Genomic DNA, 24,355 nt, shown 5'->3' on the forward strand with positions numbered 1-24,355 from the left:
TGGCGGCGGTGGTGGTGGCGGAACATAAGTACGGATCGCATCCAGCACGGGTATATGCAGCTGGCCGCCATGCCAGAGTCCCAGGCTCATGCCCACCGGCTCCCCCTGACGAGCCCAGCCATCCAGCTCTGCCGCATCGTCACGCAGGACGACAACGGCGCCGGCTTTTGGTCCGGAATCTTGCATCGGGGTAAGGTCATAGCGGGCAATATCGAAGCTCACACGCTGCAGCAGCTGGCGATTGTTCCAGCCACTACTGAGCAGCGCAGCAATGGCCGCCAGCGTGAAAATCCCGAGCGCACAACGCCAGGTACGCCCACGCGGCGTCAGGCCTCGCCCTTCGGGCAACAGCGGCAGGATAAAATCCGGGAAGGGGGATATAACCGTACTTTCCGTCCCCACCGGCTGCCAGCCCGCCACCTGCTGCATCGCAGTGTGACGGGAAAGCCACACCGTCCAGGCAGATGTGGCCAGACTTCCGGCAAGGATCGGTCCCATTCCCCACAGTACCGCGGTAGGTGCAATGACGGGAATATCGGGATTTTCATCCATAAAGACAGCCTGGACGTGCTGATGGAACCAGCTCATCATGCTGTTCATCAGCACCTGTTGCTGCATCGCAGGCGACCCACCGGTGGTGACCCATGCAGCGATTGAACTCGGCGCTGAAGACTCACGCCAGACTCTCACCCCTTCCCCCGGGATAGCCGCTTGCCAGAGCAGATCATTCGTCATCGCGCTGCCAACCTGACCATTCAGAACCAGCGGTACAGAATGACCCGTTTCTTTATGCAGCTGGCTGATTTGCCAGCGCAGGGCAAGCAGACGACTAGTAAGCGCTTCGCTGTCGGCGTGTTTCTGCGGACAGACGCTGACCATCACCGACAGCTGGCGGCCCCAGTCAAGTCGCAACCACAGCACCTGGCGGGCTGCCTGTTCCAGATCCTGATGATCCTCCACGCGGATCCAGCATCCCTGCGTGACCGTAAACACCGGTGACTGCTGCATACATGCCAACGGCAGATCGCCACAGACCAGCACCACGGGTTGACGGTAAGTAGCTTCCGGGAGGTCGTCCAGACGCAGGGTGACGTCATGTTCCGCACGACGACTGGCGACAGTCCAGAACGCCAGGATAAGCCCCAGAACAGTAAGCAGAAGGAGCAAAGAAACCAGTCGGGTGACCTCCAGGAACCCCAGGCAGACCACTGCACTCAGCAGGGCGGCCCACAGCGCAAGCCCGCGCTGTTGTGCAGGACTCATTTCACGGCTCCCGGTAGCAGGGTCAGCAGTGTCTGATCCAGCCAGTGGCTCAGTCCCCACCACAGCGCGGCAACCACCACCACGCTCAGGCCAATTCGCACGGGCCATGACGCCAGCCAGCCGCCCATTCCTCTTCCGGTACGGCTTTCTGCCAGTACCGGGTGAGTCTGCGGATAGCTGAACGGCGTGACATGTTCACTGAGCGCGTTGACGAGTTTCTGGCGCTCCGGATCGTTCAGCGAGCGGAAACTGCCGAGGAACCCCAGCATCATGACCCGCTGGAAGCAGGTCACGACAGCATGGTCAGGCGCCGGTACACGCAGCACACCGCGCATCCGATCGCACAGCGTATCACCGGCATCCATGGTGCCGAGGAAGTGCCCCTGCAGGGGAATGTCATACCACTGCACGCAGGCATCATCCTCCACACCGCGACCTTTGACGGCTTCATCAAGCAGCGCACACTGTGCAGTGAGAATATGCTGGCAGCTGGCTTCATCGAGTTCGCTCGCTTTCAGCTCACGCTGCACACGTTCGACATCAGCAATGCAGCGCTCCCACAACGTGCGCCCTTCTCCATCCTGAAACGTCGGACCGTGACGCAGGCTGATCACCTGCAGCCAGGTGTCCTGCAGCAGGGCATCAATATCAATGGATGCGGCCGCGCCGCATTTGCGCTCACTCATGTTCTCAGTACCGCAAAGAGTTCAAGTTCAGGCTCGCCGAGCATGCCCGGAACGTAAAACATACAGGTCCCACCCTGGAGCATTTCGGTGGCCAGAGGATGAGAGACATCGAGGCTGAAATACTGGTTTTCCAGACGCAGTGGAATGGCGGCCGGCACATGACGCAGCGGCGTCAGCGGCACACCCACCCGTGAAGAATTGACGATACTCCTGACATGATCGGGACTACCGACCTTGCACTGGCGTGGGAACTGTTCCTGTAGCTGTGCCACCGGCATCGGTGAACGCACGGAGAGGTAGTAATCCGCCCCTTCGCGCAGGCGTGGGTCATGCAGACGGGCCTGCCAGAAGTGAAGCCGGGCATCGTGCTCAAGCTCAATCGCCACCACCCGCGACGGCAGGCTGGCTTCCAGCAGGTCGCCCAGTAAGTCAAAGAGCGGTGGAAAGACGTTATTCAGTTGCTCATGCTGCCAGACAGGAATAGCACTCACCTGGTGTTCCAGTGAGAAGGTCAGCAGACTGCCGGCAAGGCGTGCCAGTTCAGGATACAGACGCTCCGGTGGACTTTGCGGGTGGCGCTGAAACTGTCCGAGCACAGGTTCTGCGCTGTTCAGAGCATTGAGCAGCCAGAACAGAGACACATCAGCCACGGCAAAATCGGCCATGCGCTCGTTACTTTCACGACGCATGTCCATCAGGCGAATCAGACGGGCACGCAGCTGCGTCATCAGCTGTTCCAGCTGGGTCACCAGCCAGCGGCTGCCCTGCAGAGCCAGCAGTGGCGGAAGATAGGTTTCATCGAGTGCCCAGCCCCCCTGTGAATCCTGCTGCAGACGGGCGACCGGACAGGTCAGGTAATCACTGTTGTCCTGATGGGCGAAACGCAGCATCAGCTCCGGGCGCATCACTGCAATCTGACGGGTATCTTCCCCGAAGGTATTGCGGACATCCCGCCAGCGCTGGCGATAGCGAACAGGGCGTTCGGCCGCCTCATCGGGTTTAAGACAGTTGCCGCCATTCGCCCGAAGCAGCGGAAGGGCCAGAACCACCACCACGTCCTGTGATTCGCCCTCAAGCGCCAGCACTGGCGGCAGGTCGTCGGCATTATCCGTGTCGATAAGCGTGCCGTCGGGGAAACGGATGTGCAGATGACGGGCCTGCAGACGGCCCAGTTTCAGTGCATCCGGTTCGAAAGTGGCATCAATCATCCCCCAGGGATGGGAGAGGCCCAGTCGGGCGATGCATTCCGCAGACCAGGCCGCATACGCGACCTGTTGCTGGAAGTGCTGGGGAGAGACCATAACACCCCTGCCCCATAACGGTTGTTCCGTTTTCATTGGCTTCCTGCCTTAGCTTACGCTTTCGCCTTCGGCATCTGGGAAACCAGTGACAGGTTGACGTCCATCCCTTCCACCTGGAAGTGCGGCACGGCGTACAGCTTCACGCGGAAGAAGCCCGGGTTGTCTTCGATATCTTCCACAACCACTTTCGCATCGCGCAGCGGGTGAGACGCCTGCAGCTCATCGCCCGGATCGGTCATTTCGGTGACCAGACTGCGCACCCAGGTGTTGAGCTCCAGCTCCAGCAGACGACGGTCTTTGGTGGTGCCGATGTTTTCACGCTGGATAAGCTTCAGGTAGTGCGCGATACGCGACAGCAGGAAGATATAGGGCAGACGGGCATTGATGCGGCTGTTGGCCGTCGCGTCGGCGGTATCGTACAGGGCCGGTTTCTGGGTGGAGTTCGCCGAGAAGAAGCAGGCGTAATCGCGGTTCTTGTAGTACGACAGCGGGATAAAACCAAGGTTAGCGAATTCAAACTCGCGGGTTTCCGGGATCATCACTTCCGACGGAATTTTCACCTGGTTACCGGTGCCGAGGTCATACAGATGAATCGGCAGATCCTGCACCGCGCCACCCGCCTGCGGCCCGCGAATTTGCACACACCAGCCGTTGTTGATAAAGCTGCGCACCATGTTGGTCGCAAAGGCAAACGAGGCACTGGTCCAGAGGTATTTGTCGTGATCCGGGCCTTTCACCTTTTCGACGTAGTTGAAGCTGCGTACCGGTACGGTGTCCGGGCCATACGGCAGGCGCCCCAGTACACGCGGCATTACCAGGCCGATATAGCGGGAGTCATCCGTCTCGCGGAAGGATTTCCACTTGATGTACTCGGAGCGGTCAAAGTAGTTGCCAATATCCCTGATGGCCGCCACGTCCTCCATCGACTCTTTAAGGAAAAATTTCGGGCCTGCGGAACCGATAAACGGCATATGCGCAGCAGCAGACACTTTAGAGATATTGCGCAGCAGGGCAACATCCTGCGCAGAGGCATCAAATTCGTAAGCGGAAATCAGCGCGGCAATCGGCTCTCCACCCGGTGTATCATACTCATCAATGTATGTATGTTTATACAGTCCACTCTGGATAATTTCCGGGCTGTCTTCAAAGTCCTGGCGCAGGTCTTCTTTGGACATATCCAGCAGTTCAACCTTTACGTTCTGGCGGAAATCAGTTTTGTCGACCAGCGATTTCACGCCGCGCCACAGACTTTCTACCGCCTGAAAGGCTTCATGGTGCATCACCGCATCCAGCTGACGGCTAATCTGGTAGTCCAGCTCAGCGATATGATGGTCAATCAGGTTTTTGTCGAGTTTTTCAACTTTTGAACCCGATTTTGTCAGGCACTCCAGGAACACCTGCATGCCGGCCGTTAAACGTTCATCCGCGGTCGCATCCGACATCGCCTGCTCGTCCTGCCAGATGTCCAGCGCGCTCAGTCCGGACACCGGCTTCAGATTGATTTTTTCAAACAGGGACGCATAAACCCCACCTGCGGCAGAACGTTCCAGCACCACACTCTCGCCACCCGCGGCATTCTCATTTTTTACAGACATCAACATCTTCCTTATTTATCCGTTAAATCATCGTGACCGTTAGGGCTGTTTCGGTGCCAGGGCTGAAAGTTCGGCTCTGAGTTCTGCGCTTAGCGCCGGATCGAGCAGGATTTTTTCCAGTTCTTTTCGGAAAGCCTGGTTGTCCAGCAGGTTAGCCTTTAAATCACGAAGTAAATTGCGCATGGAAAGCATGGCCTTCAACTGAGGTATTTGCCGGGAGACCTGTTCCGGAGTGAAATCCTTCATGCTCTGGAAGGTCAGACTGATATTGTCTTCGCTACCGTCATCAGCAAGCGTATTTTTAACGGTCAGATGTACTTTTGGTGAATATTCGGAAAGCACTGCGTCAAAGTTATTTTTATTCAAATTAACTTTTTTACGCTCAGCCAGTTGCGCAGACTCCTGACCATTACTGAAGTCGCCCGCCACCAGTAATTTCAGGGGGAGTTCTGTTTTCTTGCTCGCGCCCCCCGTATGCAAATCAAGTTTTAAATTAATACGTGCTTTGGGAATTTCGGACTGAAAGGAAGAGTTAGACATGGCTGTCCCTGTTCTATGAAGTTATAGAAGCGGTCACTGCCAGTGAGAAATTAATAAGAAAGGCAAACCCAGCCAGAAAAATCTCCCGGTTCACACCATCCATTGGGAACCAAAATACCGGAGCCAAAAGCGAGCGCATTCCATTCACCAGCATGCTGACACTGTTTTTTGGGTATTTGTCTGAAAGTTGACAAATTTCGGACAAGCACCTATAGGCGGAGTGTAAAAACATTAGATGTGTCATTGGAAATGAAACTTTGTAACATAAATTTACGGAAAAAGAATTTAACATCGACAGATCATCTAGCTGATTTATAAGAATTTTCTGTAATTACCCCTCAAGCCTTATGGGATAAGGGCGTGCGGCAATTGATCAATTTAACCTGAGGATTAAATTTATACAAAATCCCATCCATTTAGTGAAATGTCTGTTCTTTTTTATTTTTATCGACAACAAGAGGCACGACGTAACTGAGTAGGTGAAAACTGACGCCATATCCAGGCCTTCACCATTTTTATTATTCACTTAAATGAGACTTATTTATTTTCGTCAAACAAAAGGAAATGACACAACAGGCCTTTACGCATGCCTCACACCAGCATCACGCATACTCAGTACCGGGGAGTGAGCAAGAGCTGGAACAACATCCGTTCACCTTTAGCGCCTGAACAGGGCTGGCGTCCGCGTGCAGCCTTTGCGGCTTGTGCACTCATCAGTACACTGAAAGCTAATAGTAGAACGATCTTTTTTATCTCATTATCCGTGGATTATCTGGCATTTTCTGATTAGCAGCCGCTGTGCATTTTCTATCTGCGCTTAAAAGCTGAGCCGCAATGCTGTTAATACTACCAGGCTCCCTGCCCGGCCTGGCGGTTAATATTATTTTCCATAAGAGTCCTTTTTTTGATTCTCCGCCAGAGATTGCCTGTGGAGGCCCACAAGTAGCAAAATGCACTATCTTATTTATCATCCACATTAACGTTATCTTGCTGGTTTCGCAGGACTGTTGCTGGCGTAAGGCCCGTTGACAGTTCTCCGGCCTGATTCTATTCTGCGCTACTGCTTTTAGCCCACGCAGGGCGCAAACCGGAGCATTTTCCATGTTCAATTTTGACTGGCATCGTTTTTTCCTTAACGATCTCCCGTTGTCGTTTTTAGGCGAAGTCGCCGTACGCGTTCTTTTCGCTTACGTTATCGTTTTTGCTTTTCTGAAGATATCCGGCAGGCGGGGGATCAGGCAGCTTTCACTGTTTGAACTGGTCATCATTCTTACGCTGGGTTCAGCCTCCGGGGATGTCACCTTCTATGATGATGTGCCTGTCCTGCCGGTCGCCATGGTATTTGTCGTTTTACTGCTGCTTTACCGGTTCACCACTTTTATCATGGCCCGCAGCCCGCGCTTTTCTAACTGGGTGGAGGGCGAGGTGATCACGCTTATCCAGGATGGGTTGTATGAGCTGAAAAGCCTCAGGGGGCTCAATATTTCCGAGGATGAGTTTTTTATGGAGCTTCGCCAGGATGGTGTGGAGCACCTCGGTCAGGTCCGGCTGGCGCTTATTGAACTTGATGGCCAGATAAGCACCTTCCTGTATGACCATCATGATGTCCGGCCCGGCCTTTCCGTTCTGCCGCCGCCTCACCGGGAAAATTATTCACGGGTGCCTGTTGCCGGTATTTATGCCTGTAACCACTGTGGGCAAACGCAGAAAATCGCGGCTGGCTGCACGCTTATCTGTCCGAGATGCGAGGGGGAAAGCTGGTCAGTTGCGCTCTCTTCCACGCGGCCACGCTAATGTGACAGAGGCGGCAGTGGATCTGTTATAGCCCGATCCGCTGCTGCCTTAGAACGCCCCCGCTGCGTTACCGGCTATCCTTGTCCCTTTTCCTGCTTAATGTGAGAAACTGGTGCCTGCCTGAAATTACCTCACTAATTTCGCTTTATTCCACGGATTGTTTTCTGACGGCCCGTTTAAGCTGTCGGATAATCACTATGAACGGAGCGAAGTTCCCATGTCAGATAAAGATCCTATCGTCGAGCGCCTTACCGTGGAGTTACTGGCTCTCCGGCATATCGTGCAAATGCTGATCGCCTATGGCAACGTGCCGACCGGCGGCAAGCTGAATAAGTATCTGGAAAAAGTGGCCGACGAGACGGAACATCGCGACGAGCGTCACGGTAATAAAGCGATTGCGGAAGCGATCCGCAGCTATATTCAGAAGTAACCGAAACTCCGTACGGGTAAGTGCGGCATTTTGCATCAGGCAAAACCGGGCAAGCCCGGCTTGTCGCTGTTTTGTGGCGCGCTTTTCGGGTGCCGGCTGTCGCTGCGCTGGGGCAAATTTGATCTGCCGGCCCGGTGCGCGTTATGCTGCGCCTGCCAGACGTCCCTGCCATTAAGGTCGGTATAAATGGATAATGATGTGCGTATCTCCTCAGGAGGAGGCAGGTATCGCACCTCGGATTAGCTTACATAAAATGGAATAATTTCTGATGCACCAGTTGCTTATCGAATGGCTCACCGCCTTTAATCTCCCTTACGCTCCGCTTATTGCCCAGCTTGCCATTATCGGCATTATTCTGGTTATCTCACTGATCGTACACGCCCTGCTGCATCATGCCGTGCTGCCGTTCCTGCGCCGCTATGCCAATAAGTCATCGCGTCAGTGGCCGAAGTCGATTATCGACAGAAATCTGTTCAGCCGTTTTGCGCTGCTGGTACAGGGTATTCTGCTGCAATTACAGGTTGAGCTGTTCCTGACCGGCATTGAGCCTCTTTATAGTCTGCTAATGGTGGTCAGTCAGGTGTGGATGATGATCTTCACGCTGCTGATGTTCTTTTCCCTGCTGGATGTGTTCCTTGAACTCTCCGATAAAAGTGCACTCGCTAATCAGCTTCCGCTGCGGGGGATTTTTCAGAGCCTGAAGCTGATTGCCGCTCTGCTGATTACGCTGATGATTATCTCAGTGCTGATCGGCAAGTCGCCGCTGGTGCTGCTAACCGGCCTCGGCGCCATGACCGCAGTGCTGATGCTGGTCTTCAAAGATCCCATCCTCGGCCTGGTCGCCGGTATCCAGCTTTCGGCCAATAATATGCTGAAGCTGGGCGACTGGCTGGATATGCCCAAATATGGCGCGGACGGCGACGTCATCGATATCGGCCTGACGACCGTTAAAGTGCGCAACTGGGATAAAACCATTACCACTATCCCCACCTATGCGCTGATCTCAGACTCCTTTAAAAACTGGCGCGGCATGTCTGAATCAGGCGGACGCCGCATCAAGCGCAGCATCAATATTGATACCACCAGCATCCATTTTCTTTCTGATGAGGATATTGCCGCGCTGAAACGCGCGCAGCTGCTGACGCCTTATCTTGAAGGTAAAATGCAGGAAGTGGCTGACTATAATGCGCAACTCGGGTGCGATATGAGCACGCCGCTAAACGGTCGTCATATGACCAATATCGGCACGTTTCGCGCCTGGCTGGAAGCCTGGTTACAGGCGCATCCTCAGATCCATAAAGAGATGACGCTGATGGTTCGTCAACTGGCGCCCGGCCCGGACGGTCTGCCGGTCGAGATCTACGCCTTTACCAATACCACCGCCTGGCTGGAGTATGAGAAGATTCAGTCCGATATCTTCGACCATATCTTTGCCGTACTGCCGGAGTTTGGCCTGCGCGTCCACCAGACGCCAACCGGAAATGACATGCGCAATATGCATATCGCCGTTTCAGACCGGTAAACTTTGCCGGACCGTCAGTGATGGCGGTCCCCTTCTCTCTGCTTAGCCTCTCATCACACCGGCAGCGTTAATCGTTTTTCCTTCTGTCATTCATACCTCCTCAGCGGCAGTTCATTCCGCACTGGCGGCAGTTCATGCCTTAATTTCCCCGCCCGTAAAAGCCCGGACATAGTATGTGCTTAATCTCTTAACCTTCTCCGGGAGCATCCCATGAGCACACAACCTCTCAGCCCCAGCCTTAACCGCACCCGCTGGCTTACCCTGATCGGTACAATCATTACCCAGTTCGCCCTTGGCTCCGTGTATACGTGGAGCCTGTTTAACGGTCAGCTTTCCCATAAGCTCGATGCTCCGGTGAGCCAGGTTGCCTTTTCCTTTGGTCTGCTCAGCCTGGGGCTGGCGATAGCCTCTTCGCTGGCAGGAAAGCTTCAGGAACGGTTTGGTGTCCGTAATGTGACGATCGGGGCGGGCGTGCTGATGGCCGTCGGTTTCTTTCTTACCGCTCACTCTGAAAACTTGTTTATGCTCTATCTCAGCGCGGGTGTGCTGGTCGGGCTGGCAGACGGCGCGGGTTATCTGATGACGCTTTCAAACTGCGTCAAATGGTTTCCCGAACGCAAAGGGGTCATTTCCGCCTGCGCCATCGGCGCCTACGGACTGGGCAGCCTGGGGTTCAAGTTTATCTGTAGCTACCTGCTCAGCGAGAACAGCCTCGAAACAACCTTTATGATCTGGGGCGGTCTGGCAATGGTTATGATCATTGCCGGCGCGCTACTGATGAAAGATGCCCCACAGCAGCAGCAAGCTAAACCAGGCTCAGTCAGCCAGGCACGCGATTTTTCGCTGGCGGAGGCGATTCGCCTTCCCCAGTACTGGATGCTGGCGCTGATGTTTCTGACCGCCTGCATGAGCGGCCTGTATGTAATAGGCGTCGCCAAGGATATCGGAGAAGGTCTGGTTAACCTGTCAGCTCAGACCGCAGCCAATGCCGTCACCATTATCGCCATTGCCAACCTTAGTGGCCGGCTCATTCTCGGCGTGCTCTCCGACAAGATGGCGCGCATCCGGGTTATTACGCTGGCGCAGAGCGTCTCTCTGGTGGGCATGAGCATTCTGCTCTTTACCCAGATGAACGAAACCACTTTCTTTATTTCCATCGCCTGTGTGGCCTTCAGCTTCGGCGGCACCATCACCGTCTACCCTTCGCTGGTCAGCGACTTTTTTGGCCTGAATAACCTGACCAAAAACTACGGCCTGATCTACCTGGGCTTCGGGATTGGCAGCGTGATGGGTTCCCTGATCGCTTCACTGTTTGGCGGCTTCACCATCACCTTCAGCCTGATTATTGCGCTGCTGGTTATCTCACTGATTATGTCGGCCACTATCCGTCCGCCGTACGTAGAGCGGAAAAGCGAAAAAACAATGCAGCACGCCTGAGCTGGCCAGGCGACAAGGTTGACAGGCGGGAGAGCCCGCTGATAAGAACACGCTAAAAGAGAGAAAAGTAAGATATCCCGCGCCCTAACCGGCGCGGGATTATTATTTATCTCTTAGCGACAGGCCCGTCGATCTGCGCAGGATGCCGGGAAGTGATCATCAATAAGCCTGCATGTCGCTGCGGTTCAGGGCTGGCGCTGGTGCTTTGCGCTGAACACGGGCTCCGGTAAGCCGGCCACCTCCACACGGACAGCAAACACGTCGCCAGACTGAGGCCAGGCCGCCAGTTCTTCAGGCGTACGATCCTCACGGGAACTGGTGATGTAGAGCGTTTTCAAATCCTCGCCGCCAAACGCCACCATGGTTGGCCAGCGAACCGGTAGGGGAATTTCATCAACGATTTCACCGTTTGCAGGATTGAGGCGGATAACGCGCGAGCCGTCAAACATCGCCGACCAGTAAAATCCCTCGCTGTCTACCGCTGCGCCATCCGGCAGGCCACCTTCCGCCTGCACAAAGCGTTGCAGCACTTCGCGCTCACCAATCTCACCGTTATCGTCAATAGGGTAGCGATAGAGCACGCCATTCGGCGTATCGGAGTGATACATCCAGCGGTCGTCCGGTGAAAAGGCGAGCCCGTTGGAAATCATGATGTCCCGCTGCTGCACCGTCAGGTTAAGCGCCGCATCCAGCCTGCAAAGCAGCGCGCCATTGCGATCCTGCGGCTCCCAGAGGCTGCCACACCAGAAGCGACCACGACGATCCACCCGGCCATCGTTAAACCGGCTGCGCGGGGCATCACCGGGGTTTGGCGCAATGCGCTGGGTAATCTTGCCTTCGGCATCAAGCATACAGACGCCGCTACGCAATGCCGCTACGAAGCCTCCCTCATCCGTAAGACCAAAACAGCCTATGTGTTCGGCCACCGGCAACACCCGGTGCTCACCCGTATTGGGATCGAAACGATGCAGTGCGGGCGCCAGGATATCAACAAACCAGAGCACCTGCTCGCTAACTGACCAGACCGGACACTCTCCCAGTTCCGCCTGGGCTGCCAATACGTTTTTAACCTGATAGCGCATAATGACTCCTTTAATGAAACATACGTCTTAGTCTACGCCATTATTGCCAATCTGCTGCGGCTAAAGTGAAAGTGATTCTTATTAGCGTTCAATGTCCCATTCCTTTTATTTAAGAACATTCTTCAGAATAAAGCTTTTTTTTCATCATTATCTTATTTATGATAGCGCCCTGAGGCTGGCGATTTTGTGTATTGAATTATTTTGAAATAACTTCATGAATAACTCTACATAACACGCATTATTCCTCCACTTTTTTTCTGTAAAGTTGCCCCCATTAAGAAAGTGAAGGCGTACTCATAATGAAAAGACTCATAAAATATGCGTCAGTACTGAGCGTAATGGTGCTGCTGAACGGCTGCGTTATTCATGATGGCCACCGCGGCAGCGGCTATCACGGTGGTGGATATCATGGTGGGCACCACGGCGCAGGATGGCATCAGCGGCACCGGTAAAAGAATTTTACCCCGAATGAAGCGGGCGGCAGCATGGCTAAAAGCGTAACGATCCTGCGAAGCTGACTTTTCGGTAAACGGGGTACGCAAACAGCCCTGACGCAGCTGCTTCGTGATAGAGGCGGGGTAGATAAGACGCTGACAATAAGTCAGCATCTGGCGGGCAAAGCCTGCACACAGCAATATAAAAATAAATAAGTATGACTTTTCAGGCGGGATATCTCCCGCCTTTTTATTTCTAACTTTTAATACTGTAATTACACTGGTACCAGACCTTCATCAGCCCCGGTAGCCGGCTTTCATGAGGGCTAATTCGCTCAGCCTTATCAAATCCCCGCTCTTCGCAGTAGCGCGCGGCCGCTTCTTCCATCGCCGTTTTATTTACGCTGTCGGGATCAAAACGATACTGGACTGTATTTACCGCCGGATCTTCATCCACCTTTTCATATGCCCCAGGCTTACCAGATGTGCAACCTGCTAATAACAGGGCAGCCAGCGCCACAAGGCCGGTCATTCTTTTTTTCATATTCAGGGTCTCCTCCGGTGCAGGATAATAACAACTCAGACGCGCCACACCATCGGAAAAAACAGATTTGCACAGACTTTACGCTGAAATTGCATCTTTTTACCGATTGATTCAATTCAGAAAGCCGTCTGGCAATATCAGAACAGGAGTGCGACTATGCAGTCAGACAACACGATTTGTCTGCACCACACCAGGATATAATTTCAAATAACAATATGTTATGCCCGCGGCGAGCGGGCTTTTTTTTGCGTTTTATTAACGTAACGCGGCGATCATACCCATAACGCCCGGGCGATAATTAGCCGGAAGTGCGAGCAGAGCGATAAAAACATCGGTCATCTTGCCTGGCGACGTTGTGGCCCGGGAAGACGTCTGAGCCCGCCCGGTACGGCAGCCGTTATTCCGCCCTCACATCCACCAGAACCGGACAGCTGGCCCGCTCAATGACGGCGGCGCTGACCGAGCCTTTCAGCAGACGGTTGAAGGAAGAGAGGTGGCGACGCCCCATCACAATCATCGTTGCGCCAACCTCGTTCGCCTGGGCGACGATAGTCTGCGCAGATTCGCCAGCGACCACGCGTCCGGTCGCCCGCACGCCGCGCTGATGAAGCACCGATAACGCCAGGCGCACCGCGGCTTCTGCCGTATTCTGCTCATCCAGCGCGCAGCCAAAATCGCCCGGATCTTCCCCTGCTTCAATGACCCAGGTACTACCCGGACCGGCATAACTGGCATCGACGCAGCACAAAACGACCACCTCCGCATCCTGTGCACAAGCCTGCTCGCAGGCGAGCTGGGTAACCTTACGGGCGATCGTGGAGTTATCTACCGCCACTAAAAGCGTACTCATTTCCCTCTCCTCTCAGTCACGAAGGGCCGCTTTACCAATCTCATCAACCAGTCCCTCTTTGCATTTCAGAATCGCGTCACGAAAGCGCGTCTCATGCTTCTGAAAGCGGGTTGAGGGAACCAGAAGACTGATGGAATAGCGTCCCAGAATGGTATCAATCGCCACCGCCATGGTGGAGATCCCTTCCAGCGTTTCCCCCCGATCGTAAGAGATCCCGGTACGCCTGATCGCTTTCAGGCTTGCCAGCAGTTCCGGAAACGTCTTGATAGTCAGATCGGTCATCGCCTCATAGGCGTCCCCAACCAGCGCCCGGGCTTCCTCATCGCTGTCCAGCGCCATCAGCGCTTTGCCGCCCGAGGTGCTGTAAAGCGGTAAATTCATGCCGATGCGCGGCACGACACGAAGCTCCCGGTCGGCCACCACGCAGTGCACGATAGCCAGCTGAAGCCCGCTGGCGCGTGCCAGAGAGACGGTTTCACCCGTGGCATCACTCAGTGACTGGAGCCAGGGCTGGGCAATGGCGACCACGTCGGTGTGTACCGTTGCGATCAGGCGAAGCAGCGCCGGGCCAAGCCGTACGCCTCCTGCGCCCTGTACCCGAACCAGCTGCACCGAATCCAGCGCGCCGACAATACGCTGCACAGTGGATCGCGGTAAAGCGACCTCCTGAGCAATTTCGCCCAGGCTCATGCCGTTGGGGCACTCGCCAAGCGCATTTAATATTTTCGCTGCGCGTGCGATGACCTGGATGCCGCCAGTACGTTCATCGTCGCGTAGGGTTGAGGAGTCAGACATAGGCGTTCCTTCCTTGCTGGATGTCGCTACTTTAGCACTTTTTACCCGGTCTGGCAGGCGGTACCACATTGCAATACCGCCAGCCACAGGGTAATATCCGCCGTAAATGTATCACAATGCAATACAGTGCATCGCATATTTACAGCCTCCCTGTCTGGAATACCTTCTATGAATGTTCAACCGGCTCCGGCTCCCGCTCCTGTTCTCCACCCTTTTACCCTGCGCCTGGCGCTTGGGCTGGTGGGTGTACTGATCGCGGCGCTGACTTCGGGATTAAATGACCGCGTAACCGATCTTGCACTGGCCGACGTGCGTGCCGCGATCGGCTTCGATTTCGATCAGGCCAGCTGGATAACCTCAGCCTATCAGGCCGCCGAAGTGGCGGCGATGATGATCTCGCCCTGGCTCGCTGTCACTTTCTCCCTGCGGCGCTTCGCGCTGGCGGTCGCGGTGGGCTTTGCGCTGGTCGGCGCGATCCAGCCCTTCGCGCCTACGCCCGCTATTTTTATCGCACTACGCGTGATACAGGGCGTGTTCGGCGGCGCGCTGCCGCCGCTGCTGATGACGGTTGCGCTACGTTTCCTGCCGCCCAACGTCAAGCTCTACGGGCTGGCGGCCTATGCGCTCACCGCGACTTTTGGTCCTAATATGGCGGCTTCGCTGGCCGCCTTCTGGACGGACTGGGTGGGCTGGCAGTTTGTTTTCTGGCAGGTCATTCCCCCCATTCTGCTCGCCATCGGGCTGATAAGCTGGGGTATTCCGCAGGATCCGACCCGCTTTGAGCGCTTCCGGCAAATCGATCTGTTCGGCATGCTGACAGGATGCAGCGGGATCGCGCTGCTGATACTGGCGCTGACCCAGGGTGAGCGGCACGACTGGCTACAGTCACCGCTGATTGTCGCCATGCTGCTTGCGGCCGCAGCGCTGCTGGTCGTCTTCTTTATTAATGAATGGTTTCACCCGCTGCCGCTGTTCAAGCTGCAAATGCTGGCGCGGCGCAACCTGACTCATGGCCTGCTGGTGCTGGCTGGCGTGCTGCTCATCGGCCTTTCCGGTTCTTCCCTTCCGGCTACCTGGTTTGGCCAGGTTGAAGGGTTTCGTACCGTACAGTTCGCTCCGCTGGCGCTGGCGATAGGGCTGCCTCAGCTGATTATCGCGCCTTTTCTCGCCGCGTTGCTTAATCTGCGCTGGATTGACGCCCGCTGGATGCTGACGGTGGGCGCGCTGTTGTTAAGCCTTTCCTGCCTGCTTGGCATGCAGCTGACCGGCGACTGGGCGCGTCAGAATTTCTGGCTAATCCAGGCGCTTCAGGCGTGGGGACAGCCGATGATGATCCTGCCCGTGCTGATGAGCGCAACCAGCGTGGTGCTCCCGCCGGAAGGTCCCTGGGCGTCGGCGATGTTCAATACCGTACGCGGGTTCTCCAGCGTGGCGGCAGGAACCCTGGTGGAAAACTTCCTGTCGCATCGTGAACAGTTTCATTCCCATGCGCTGGTCGATCAGCTCGGCAACCGGCCATGGCTGATGACGGCGGAAAGCAGCTCGCAGGCGGGTCCGCTACAGCCGCTGCTGCCGGATGGTTCGGTCAGTTCGGCCGACAGCCTCCACCATTTTGCCACCCTGCTGAAACAGCAGGCGATGATACTCAGCATCAGCGACGCTTACATGGCCATTATTGGCTTTGCGCTGCTGGTTATTCTGCTGACCGCCTGGCTACCAAAACGCGTTTATCCGCCGCAAACTCTTCTTCAACCCGTTACGCAAGCAACGAGATAATAATATGAGCTTCACACCTGCAAAAAGAACCCTCACGCTGGCTTTACTTTTAGCGCTCCTGCTCGGGATCGCCTTTTTTATCTGGTCAGCAATGCGCCACCATCAGGCGCGAACCAATGATGCGGTCGTGACGGCCGATTACACGCTGGTATCGCCAAAAGTGTCAGGCTATATCAACAGGGTAAACGTCAGTGATAATCAGGCCGTCAGGGCGGGTGATACGCTGGCGACCATCGACGATCGCGATTATCGCGTGGCGCTGGAAACGGCCGAAGCGAACCTGCAAATCAGCCAGGCGAAACTGAGCAGCATCCAGGCCCAGCTTGAGCAGCAACAGGCTACCATTGCCCAGAGCGAAGCCGCGGTCAGCGCCAGTGAGGCGACGCTACGCTACGCGGAGCAGAATGCCGGACGCTATCGCCGCCTGCTTAAATCGGGTACCGCCACCGCCGACGAGCAGCAGAGGACCACGGCCTCTATGCAGGAAGCCGCGGCACAGCTGCGCCAGAGCCAGGCGGCCGCGCTTGTCGCCCACAAAGAGGTAGGCATTCTCCAGGCAGGCCTGAAGGAGGCCCGGGCGGATGTCGCTGCCTCCAGCGCCAGCGTCGATCAGGCCCGCCTTAATCTTTCCTATACCACCATTACCGCGCCGATCGACGGTTCTGTAGGCCAGCGCGCTGTTCGTCAGGGCGCCTGGGTGGCCGCAGGAACGCGCCTGCTGGCGGTGGTGCCGCTGGAGCGGACCTATGTCATCGCCAACTTTCTGGAAACGCAGCTGGCTCAGATCAGGCCCGGAGAGAAGGTATCGGTTGAGGTTGATGCGCTGCCGGGCGTGACGCTGCGCGGCCATGTGGACAGCATTGCGCCCGCCACCGGCTCCACCTTCGCCGCCATCACCGCCGATAACGCAACGGGCAACTACACCAAGGTGACCCAGCGTTTGCCGGTGAAAATCATGCTGGAGCCCGGCCAGCCCGAACTGGCTCGCCTGCGGGTTGGCATGTCGGTGGTGCCAACGATTGAATAACGCTGAAACGGCTTCCCGGACAGAAGAATCGCCTTTATTTTAGCGAAAATAGCAGGTAAATTAGCGGCCGATCCTGCCATGGATGACCATGGCACCAGACTGCGAAGGATCTTCTTTCGCGGTTAATCTGTCTGCGGCGCGCCGTTCCGGTTGTGGCCGCTCAGGAGCGTTGGTTGTGAAATATGCTTTGATGGGAATTTCTTTTATTCTGCTAATTTGGGCCGGCACCTTCTATCTGATGCTGTAGGGCCAAAACTTATTTTGCCGGGGCAGGTCTGATGACCTGCCCCGTCGTGACTTACCTTCAGACCTCTTCTTCGCTCTCTTTTACCGTTCCCGGCAAGATCCCGTCGGCGCGAAACATCGCTTTAATTCCCCTGATGGCCTGGCGAATACGATCGCTGTTTTCAATCAGCGCAAAGCGTACGTGCGTGTCGCCATAGTCACCAAAACCAATGCCCGGCGAAACGCAGACCTTCGCTTCCTGAAGCAGATGTTTGGCAAACTCCAGCGATCCCATGCCGGCATAACGAGCGGGTATTTTTGCCCAGACGTACATGGAAGCTTTCGGGACATCGACCATCCAGCCCGCCTCATGCAATCCTTTCACCAGCACATCACGGCGGCGCTTATACTGCTCAGCAATATCCCGGACACACTGCTGGTCGCCCTCCAGCGCGGCGATGGCCGCCACCTGAAGCGGCGTGAAGGTGCCGTAGTCGTGATAGCTTTTGATGCGGGCAAGCGCAGCCACCAGCTCTTTATTGCCCACCATAAAGCCGATGCGCCAGCCAGCCATGTTATAGCTTTTGGACAGCGTGAAAAACTCCACGGCCACATCGCGGGCGCCGGGCACCTGCATAATTGAAGGCGCTTTCCAGCCGTCATAAACGATGTCGGCATAGGCGAGATCGTGAATAACCAGCACGTTGTACTGCTTCGCCAGCGCTATTACGCGTTCAAAAAAGTCCAGCTCCACGCACTGCGAGGTCGGGTTTGAGGGGAAGCCCAGCACCATCATCTTCGGCTTGGGATAGCTTTCGCGGATCGCCCGCTCCAGCTCGTTGAAAAAATCCACGCCCTCAACCAGGGGCACGGAGCGAACCTGCGCCCCGGCGATCACCGCACCGTAGATATGGATCGGGTAGCTGGGATTGGGCACCAGCACCGTGTCGCCGTGATCCAGCGTTGCTAACATCAGGTGCGCCAGGCCCTCTTTAGAGCCTATAGTGACAATAGCTTCTGAATCGGGGTCGATATCGACCTGATAGCGGTCAGCGTACCAGCGGGAAATGGCGCGACGCAGGCGGGGAATGCCGCGAGAGGTGGAGTAGCCGTGCGTGTCTTCCCGCTGGGCGACGGTGCATAGTTTTTCAACGATATGCGGCGGAGTCGGGCCATCAGGATTGCCCATACTGAAATCAATAATATCTTCGCCCCGCCGGCGTGCGGCCATTTTCAGTTCAGCGGTAATATTGAACACATAGGGGGGAAGACGTTCAATGCGGGAAAAACGACGTGAAGCGCTGGAGTCAGCCATAGAGTCCTCTGATTTACGTTAGCGCCCGGACCGTCCGAGCGACGCTGACCAGTAACTGGTCTAAGAATGACCATAGCTTAGGGGCTGGGCCACTGTCGATAGCTCCCGCAAAATAAGTTTTAGCGGTCTGACGTCAGCCGGCCAAACACCCAGTCGTTCACCCACTGGCCGCGAAGCAGATAATTATCCCGCAGCGTTCCTTCAAGCTGAAAACCGTTTTTCTCCAGCACGCGCCTTGAGGCCCAGTTGCCCTCGACCACCTGCGCCTTGAGCTTATGAAACTCGCACTCGCCAAGCAGATAGCTGGCTAATGCGGCCACGGCCTCGCTGCCGTACCCTTTGCCGAAATGGGCTTTAAGCAGCGAGTAGCCTACCTCCGCCTGGCGGTAAGGCGCCCATTCGGGATTCGCCCCAATCATGCCAACCTCCTCCCCGCTCTCTTTCAGCCGGATCGTCAGGCAGAGCATATGAAAACTGGTGCGCTGCCAGGGTGCCAGACGGTCAGAGAAGCGCTGACGAATATCGGCCAGCTGCGGTACCGCGCTGATATATTTCATCGTGGTTTCATCGGTATGGACCTGATGAAACAGCTGCCAGTCCTCGGGTTTCAGGCGGGTCAGCCTCAGTCGTTCCGTTACAAGTTGCATAGTCTCCTCATAAAAGGGGAATTAGTTGAAAATTTCCGCCCCTTTTTGTTACCGCTTTTACGCGCTGTAATCCTTCCTGTACCCACATAAACATAACGATATTGTTACAGGAGAACTACAATGCCCGCCCTCAAAAATGAAAATATTCCGCAAACCGTCCGCGATATTAAACGTCAGCTACGGGAAAGCCTGCCGCAGTATCGCGAAGTATTTCAACAGGTAGATGCACATATTCGTCAGCAAATTCAGCAAATCAATCATGAGCAGCAGCAGGGAAACAATCCTGTCCCGCAGATTAAGGCGGACGATATTCTTCAGCAGCGCATCAGCGAAGCGCAGAAAGCGCTAATCCGCCAGCGCGGATGCTGCACCGTTCAGGGTGTTTTTCCGCAGCGTGAGGCGGAAGCCTGGAATCAGGAAATTGGCGATTACCTTGAGCGCAATGATTTTGCCGGGCGCCTTAAGGGTGCCGCAAAAGATAACTATTTTGGCGATCTGAAACAGGGAAAACCACAGATTTACGGCATCTACTGGTCCCGTCCCCAGGTGGCCGCTCGCCAGCATGAGCGCATGAATGCGGTGCAGGTTTTTCTCAACTCGCTCTGGCAGACGGAAAGCCAGGGTAAACAGCATTTCGATCCCACGCGTATCGTCAGCTATGCCGACCGCATCCGCCGCCGTCAGCCGGGCGCCGGCTCGCTGGGACTCTCGCCGCACGTTGACGGCGGTTCGCTGGAGCGCTGGGTGGACGAGAATTTTCGTCACGTTTATCGTCATGTCTTCAGCGGTGAATGGCAGCGCTACAACCCGTTTGATGGCGAAATGCGGACGGAAGTTCGTGAGTTCCCCTCTCCCGCCGTCTGCTCCATGTTCCGCACCTTTCAGGGCTGGACCGCGCTCACGCCGCAGCACAAGCATGGCGGTACGTTAAATCTGCTGCCCGTGGCTGACGCGATGGCCTGGATACTGCTGCGCGCGCTTCAGGATGATGTCCCGGAGGATGATTTATGCGGTGCGGCACCGGGTCGCGCGCTCTCCATCAGTGAAGAATGGCATCCCCTTTTACTGAGTGGGATTTCCGCAATTCCCGAGATGGAAGCGGGGGATGCGGTGTTCTGGCACTGCGATGTGGTCCATGCCGTGGAGAATGAACATCTGGGCGAAACGGACAGCAACGTCATGTATATTTCCAGCGCGCCCTGGTGTGAGAAAAATGCGGCTTATCTCCAGCGTCAGTGGCCTGCTTTTGTCGAGGGCCGCTCGCCGCCGGATTTCGCCGCGGATGATTTTGAGGTGGATTTTGACGGTCGCGCCACCGAAACGATGCTGACGCCGCTCGGCAAGTCACAGATGCGCTGAACCTACGCTTTTTATCTGCTTAACGCGCCGGATCTCCTGTCCGGCGTCTTTCCTGCCCCGGCAGTAACCAGCAAAATTGATCCAGACGGGATTAAGGCCCGTTCAGTTACGGCACGCCTGGCACATCCGGCGCGGTTTCCTTATGATGTCACTCTCATTTAGCCGTCACCGAGGCGCCCGTGCACCCGATGTTTGAGATGCTGCTTGCCGTATTAGATCGTGCAGCGCTAATGCTGATCTGCCTGTTTTTTCTGACCCGCACCCGCCATTTCCGGCAGCTTTTGCAAAAGGATGAGCACTCCCGTCAGGAGCTGATGGCGGTGACGGCGATATTTTCGCTGTTCGCCCTGTTTGGCACCTGGAGCGGTATTAACGTTGAAGGTTCGCTGGTTAACGTGCGCACCATCGCCATTATTTCCGGCGGCATCCTGTTTGGTCCCTGGGTGGGCATCGCGACCGGCGTCATCGCCGGGGTGCACCGTTTTCTGATTGATATTCACGGCGTCACCTCCATTCCCTGCCTGATTACCAGCGTGACGGCCGGCTGCGTCTCCGGCTGGATCAACCTTAAAGTGGTGAAAGAGAAGCGCTGGAGCATGGGCATCATCGGCGGCATGCTTTGCGAAACGCTGACGATGGTGCTGATTCTGGTCTGGGCGGAGCCGACCCGGCTGGGCGTGGAGATCATCAGTGAAATTGCGCTGCCGATGATTCTGGGGGCGGCCAGCATCGGGCTGATCGTCCTGCTTGTGCAGAGCGTGGAGGGCGAGAAAGAGGCGGTCGCCGCGCGCCAGGCCAAGCTGGCGCTGGAAATAGCCAACAAAACCCTGCCGCTGTTTCGTCAGATCAACAGTGACTCGCTGAGACAGGTCTGTTCGATCATCCGCCAGGATATCAACGCGGATGCGGTGGCGATGACCAATAAGAGCCAGATCCTCGCCTATGTCGGCGTGGGTGAAGATAACTATCTCTACGGCGATGATGCGATCAGTCCCACGACGGCGAAAGCGATCGCGAACGGGGAAATCATCATTAAAAATAATGATGAGGCGCACCGTACGCCGGAAATTCATTCGATGATCGTGATTCCCCTGTGGGAAAAGGGCGAAGTCACCGGCACGCTGAAAATTTATTATCGCCACGCGCACCGCATCACCTGGTCTCTGAGGGAGATGGCCGTTGGTCTGTCGCAAATTATTTCGACGCAGCTTGAGGTTTCCCGCGCCGAGCAGCTGCGGGAAATGGCGAATAAAGCGGAGCTGCGGGCGCTACAGAGCAAAATTAACCCCCACTTCCTGTTTAATGCCCTGAACGCCATCTCCTCATCCATCCGCATTAATCCGGACACGGCGCGCCAGCTAATCACTAACCTGTCGCGCTATCTTCGCTATAACCTGGAGCTGAACGATGATGAGATTATTGATATCAAAAAAGAGCTCTACCAGATCAAAGACTATATCGCCATTGAACAGGCCCGCTTCGGCGATAAGCTGACGGTCATTTACGATATTGATGAGGAGATTAACTGCTGCCTGCCAAGCCTGCTAATCCAGCCGCTGATTGAAAATGCTATCGTGCACGGCATTCATCCCTGCCGGGGAAAAGGCGTGGTGACCCTGAGCCTGCAGGACCAGGGCGATCGCGTCAGGATTTCGGTGCGGGATACCGGAAATGGCATCAGTGAAGAGGTGATGGTCAGAGTCAAAAATAATGAAATGCCGGGCAATAAAATTGGCCTGCTCAACGTTCACCATCGCGTGAAGCTGCGCTACGGCGAAGGGTTGCATATCCAGCGTCTGTCACCGGGCACGGAGATTACCTTCTGCATCAGTAAAGACGGGACGCTGCTGCCGGAAAACCAGCGCGTCGCCTTAACCGCCAGCCACACGACTAATCGGGAAAATCATCATGAAAGCCATCATCGTTGAAGATGAGTTTCTGGCACAGCAGGAGCTGAGCTGGTTAATCCGGCAGCATAGCCAGATCGCTATCGATGCGACCTTTGATGACGGTCTGGACGTCCTGAAATATCTGCAAACCCACCAGGTGGATGTGATATTTCTTGATATCAACATTCCCTCGCTGGATGGCGTACTGCTGGCTCAGAACATCAGCAAATTTTCACACAAACCGCTGATCGTCTTTATCACCGCCTGTAAAGAACACGCCGTTGAAGCTTTTGAGCTGGAAGCGTTCGACTATATTCTTAAGCCTTATCATGAGATGCGTATCGTCACTATGTTACGCAAGCTGGAAAACACCCTACAGCAGGCGCAGATGCTGAGCAATCCGGAAGCGCCGCGCCCCACTACGCATACCGTGAATCTGGTAAAAGATGAGCGCATTATCGTGACCGATATCGACGATATCTACTATATCGAGGCGCACGAGAAGATGACGTTTGTCTATACCCGGCGGGAAGAGTATGTGATGTCGATGAATATCACTGAATTTTGCAGCCGGCTGCCTGAAGAGGGCTTCTTTCGCTGCCACCGCTCCTACTGTGTAAACCTCAGTAAGATCCGTGAGATTGAGCCCTGGTTCAACAACACCTATATGCTTAAGCTGCGCGACCTGGCGTTTCAGGTGCCGGTCAGCCGCAGTAAGGTAAAAGCGTTCCGGCAGCTGATGAGGCTGTAGCCTTCAGGGCCTCTACGGCCCTGAAGAAAGAGGATCAGAGCACGCTGCCCAGCGTCTGACGCAGATGGGCGCCGGCGCCCAGCAAGCCCGGCTTATCGTGCGTGATCAGATAGACGGGTATATTCTGCACATAATCCCTGAAACGCCCCTTATCCTCAAACGCCGCACGGAAGCCGGACGCTTTAAAGAACTCAAGGAAACGCGGAACGATGCCGCCCGCGATATAAACGCCGCCAAACGTGGCCATGGTTAACGCGAGATTCCCGCCAAAACGGCCCATCATGACGCAGAACAGCGCCAGCGCCCGGCGGCAGTCGGTACAGCTGTCATCCAGCGCTCGCTGCGACACATCTTTCGGCTTCAGATTTTCCGGCACCCGGTTATCGGATTTGACAATGGCGCGGTACAAATTGACCAGCCCGGCGCCCGAAAGCACGCGCTCGGCTGAGACATGGCCCAGCTCCGCCCGCAGCACTTCCAGGATCATATCTTCTTCGTCACTGTTAGCGGCTAAATCGACGTGTCCGCCTTCACCCGGCAGGCTGACCCAGCGCTTATCAACGTGGACGAGATGTGCAACGCCCAGCCCGGTTCCCGCACCGTAAACGGCGACAGGTTTATCTTTCACCGGTGCGGAACCGCCAAACTGCATGATGTCATCTTCCGAAAGCATCGGAATGGCCATCGATACGGCGGTAAAATCGTTGATGATCTCCAGATGGTCGAAGCCCAGGTTCGCCTTCATTTTGCTGGTGGAAAATGCCCAGTCATGGTTGGTCATTTCTACCCAGTCCTCGGTGATCGGACAGGCGATGGCAATACAGCCATCGGTAACCGCCTGCTTTTGCTCATCAAGGTAGAAACGGATCACCGCTTCAAGGCTGTCGTAATCTGCTGTGGAGAACGTTTTGGCGTGTGAAACGGCACCGTTCTCAACATCACACAGTGCCAGGCGCGCGTTAGTGCCGCCGACATCACCTACCAAAGCATACGTAGTCATTATTGTTTTGCTCCGCTTACGTCATTTAAACACACTATAAATTTCCTCCACTCAAACAACAACGCCCATCCTCGGGCCGGATTGAGTCAGTCA

Annotated in this window: 23 protein-coding genes; 10 read left to right on the top strand and 13 right to left on the bottom strand. The window is 55.6% G+C overall.

Features of this window, described 5'->3' with window-relative positions:
- From AAH446_RS14500 to tssB, 5 genes are all read right to left on the bottom strand, one after another.
- On the bottom strand, positions 1-1,263 hold a 1,263-nt coding region (locus AAH446_RS14500), incomplete at its 3' end, for an OmpA family protein (RefSeq protein WP_342907399.1).
- Positions 1,260-1,949: a type VI secretion system protein TssL, short form gene (gene tssL, locus AAH446_RS14505; protein ID WP_342907400.1), complete on the bottom strand. Its 690-nt coding sequence runs from the start codon at positions 1,947-1,949 to the stop codon at positions 1,260-1,262. The genes tssL and AAH446_RS14500, both read right to left, overlap by 4 nt.
- Complete coding sequence (tssK, locus tag AAH446_RS14510) at positions 1,946-3,286, bottom strand: type VI secretion system baseplate subunit TssK (RefSeq protein WP_342907401.1); 1,341 nt, start codon at positions 3,284-3,286, stop codon at positions 1,946-1,948. Before tssK ends, tssL begins: the two co-directional genes overlap by 4 nt.
- Before the next feature lie 17 nt (positions 3,287-3,303).
- The gene (tssC, locus tag AAH446_RS14515) at positions 3,304-4,851 is read right to left on the bottom strand and encodes a type VI secretion system contractile sheath large subunit (RefSeq protein WP_342907402.1); all 1,548 of its coding nucleotides are present in this window, start codon (positions 4,849-4,851) and stop codon (positions 3,304-3,306) included.
- A 33-nt stretch (positions 4,852-4,884) separates the two neighbouring features.
- Positions 4,885-5,385 (bottom strand): type VI secretion system contractile sheath small subunit, encoded by a 501-nt coding sequence (gene tssB, locus AAH446_RS14520; protein ID WP_342907403.1) that lies wholly within the window; start codon positions 5,383-5,385, stop codon positions 4,885-4,887.
- Between the two features lie 1,101 nt (positions 5,386-6,486).
- Between tssB and AAH446_RS14525 the strand changes: the two genes are divergently transcribed.
- The 4 genes from AAH446_RS14525 (at position 6,487) to AAH446_RS14540 (ending at position 10,568) form a co-directional block, all read left to right on the top strand.
- Positions 6,487-7,179: a YetF domain-containing protein gene (locus tag AAH446_RS14525; protein ID WP_342907404.1), complete on the top strand. Its 693-nt coding sequence runs from the start codon at positions 6,487-6,489 to the stop codon at positions 7,177-7,179.
- A gap of 217 nt (positions 7,180-7,396) precedes the next feature.
- Positions 7,397-7,609, top strand: a complete 213-nt coding sequence (locus AAH446_RS14530; RefSeq protein ID WP_342907405.1) for a hypothetical protein — start codon at positions 7,397-7,399, stop codon at positions 7,607-7,609.
- Positions 7,610-7,877: 268 nt separating this feature from the next.
- Positions 7,878-9,131 (top strand): mechanosensitive ion channel family protein, encoded by a 1,254-nt coding sequence (locus tag AAH446_RS14535; protein WP_342907406.1) that lies wholly within the window; start codon positions 7,878-7,880, stop codon positions 9,129-9,131.
- 210 nt (positions 9,132-9,341) lie between these two features.
- Positions 9,342-10,568, top strand: a complete 1,227-nt coding sequence (locus AAH446_RS14540) for an L-lactate MFS transporter (RefSeq protein WP_342907407.1) — start codon at positions 9,342-9,344, stop codon at positions 10,566-10,568.
- A gap of 185 nt (positions 10,569-10,753) precedes the next feature.
- On the opposite strand, the gene AAH446_RS14545 is transcribed toward AAH446_RS14540, so the two are convergent.
- The 5 genes from AAH446_RS14545 to AAH446_RS14565 form a co-directional block, all read right to left on the bottom strand.
- Positions 10,754-11,650 carry an SMP-30/gluconolactonase/LRE family protein gene (locus AAH446_RS14545; protein ID WP_342907408.1) on the bottom strand — a complete coding sequence of 299 codons (897 nt, stop codon included), beginning with the start codon at positions 11,648-11,650 and terminating at the stop codon, positions 10,754-10,756.
- Between the two features lie 323 nt (positions 11,651-11,973).
- Positions 11,974-12,258 carry a hypothetical protein gene (locus tag AAH446_RS14550; protein WP_342907409.1) on the bottom strand — a complete coding sequence of 95 codons (285 nt, stop codon included), beginning with the start codon at positions 12,256-12,258 and terminating at the stop codon, positions 11,974-11,976.
- Between the two features lie 82 nt (positions 12,259-12,340).
- Positions 12,341-12,628 carry a hypothetical protein gene (locus AAH446_RS14555; RefSeq protein ID WP_342907410.1) on the bottom strand — a complete coding sequence of 96 codons (288 nt, stop codon included), beginning with the start codon at positions 12,626-12,628 and terminating at the stop codon, positions 12,341-12,343.
- A 397-nt stretch (positions 12,629-13,025) separates the two neighbouring features.
- Positions 13,026-13,478: a universal stress protein gene (locus AAH446_RS14560; protein ID WP_342907411.1), complete on the bottom strand. Its 453-nt coding sequence runs from the start codon at positions 13,476-13,478 to the stop codon at positions 13,026-13,028.
- Positions 13,479-13,490: 12 nt separating this feature from the next.
- Positions 13,491-14,273 (bottom strand): IclR family transcriptional regulator, encoded by a 783-nt coding sequence (locus AAH446_RS14565; protein ID WP_342907412.1) that lies wholly within the window; start codon positions 14,271-14,273, stop codon positions 13,491-13,493.
- Between the two features lie 168 nt (positions 14,274-14,441).
- Between AAH446_RS14565 and AAH446_RS14570 the strand changes: the two genes are divergently transcribed.
- The 3 genes from AAH446_RS14570 to ypdK all read left to right on the top strand — a co-directional run bounded on the left by AAH446_RS14570 (position 14,442) and on the right by ypdK (position 17,323).
- Positions 14,442-16,049, top strand: a complete 1,608-nt coding sequence (locus AAH446_RS14570; RefSeq protein ID WP_342907413.1) for an MFS transporter — start codon at positions 14,442-14,444, stop codon at positions 16,047-16,049.
- 4 nt (positions 16,050-16,053) lie between these two features.
- Complete coding sequence (locus AAH446_RS14575) at positions 16,054-17,076, top strand: HlyD family secretion protein (protein ID WP_342907414.1); 1,023 nt, start codon at positions 16,054-16,056, stop codon at positions 17,074-17,076.
- Between the two features lie 88 nt (positions 17,077-17,164).
- Positions 17,165-17,323 (top strand): membrane protein YpdK, encoded by a 159-nt coding sequence (gene ypdK / locus AAH446_RS19785; RefSeq protein ID WP_463322822.1) that lies wholly within the window; start codon positions 17,165-17,167, stop codon positions 17,321-17,323.
- A gap of 57 nt (positions 17,324-17,380) precedes the next feature.
- Here the strand turns inward: ypdK and alaC are convergent, their stop codons facing one another.
- Complete coding sequence (gene alaC / locus AAH446_RS14580) at positions 17,381-18,616, bottom strand: alanine transaminase (protein ID WP_342907415.1); 1,236 nt, start codon at positions 18,614-18,616, stop codon at positions 17,381-17,383.
- A gap of 119 nt (positions 18,617-18,735) precedes the next feature.
- Positions 18,736-19,263, bottom strand: a complete 528-nt coding sequence (locus tag AAH446_RS14585) for a GNAT family N-acetyltransferase (protein WP_342907416.1) — start codon at positions 19,261-19,263, stop codon at positions 18,736-18,738.
- A gap of 120 nt (positions 19,264-19,383) precedes the next feature.
- Between AAH446_RS14585 and AAH446_RS14590 the strand changes: the two genes are divergently transcribed.
- The 3 genes from AAH446_RS14590 (at position 19,384) to AAH446_RS14600 (ending at position 23,262) form a co-directional block, all read left to right on the top strand.
- Positions 19,384-20,622: a DUF1479 domain-containing protein gene (locus AAH446_RS14590; RefSeq protein ID WP_342907417.1), complete on the top strand. Its 1,239-nt coding sequence runs from the start codon at positions 19,384-19,386 to the stop codon at positions 20,620-20,622.
- 197 nt (positions 20,623-20,819) lie between these two features.
- A complete protein-coding gene (locus tag AAH446_RS14595) occupies positions 20,820-22,550 on the top strand; it encodes a sensor histidine kinase (RefSeq protein ID WP_342907616.1) in 1,731 nt (576 codons plus the stop codon).
- Positions 22,531-23,262, top strand: coding sequence for a LytR/AlgR family response regulator transcription factor (locus AAH446_RS14600; protein ID WP_342907418.1), 732 nt, complete (start codon positions 22,531-22,533; stop codon positions 23,260-23,262). The genes AAH446_RS14595 and AAH446_RS14600 overlap by 20 nt, the downstream gene beginning before the upstream one ends.
- A 34-nt stretch (positions 23,263-23,296) precedes the next feature.
- On the opposite strand, the gene glk is transcribed toward AAH446_RS14600, so the two are convergent.
- Positions 23,297-24,262 (bottom strand): glucokinase, encoded by a 966-nt coding sequence (gene glk, locus AAH446_RS14605; protein WP_342907419.1) that lies wholly within the window; start codon positions 24,260-24,262, stop codon positions 23,297-23,299.
- Positions 24,263-24,355: the final 93 nt, after the last annotated feature.

It is taken from the genome of Erwinia psychrophila, assembly GCF_039023475.1.
Classification (GTDB): Bacteria; Pseudomonadota; Gammaproteobacteria; order Enterobacterales; family Enterobacteriaceae; genus Erwinia.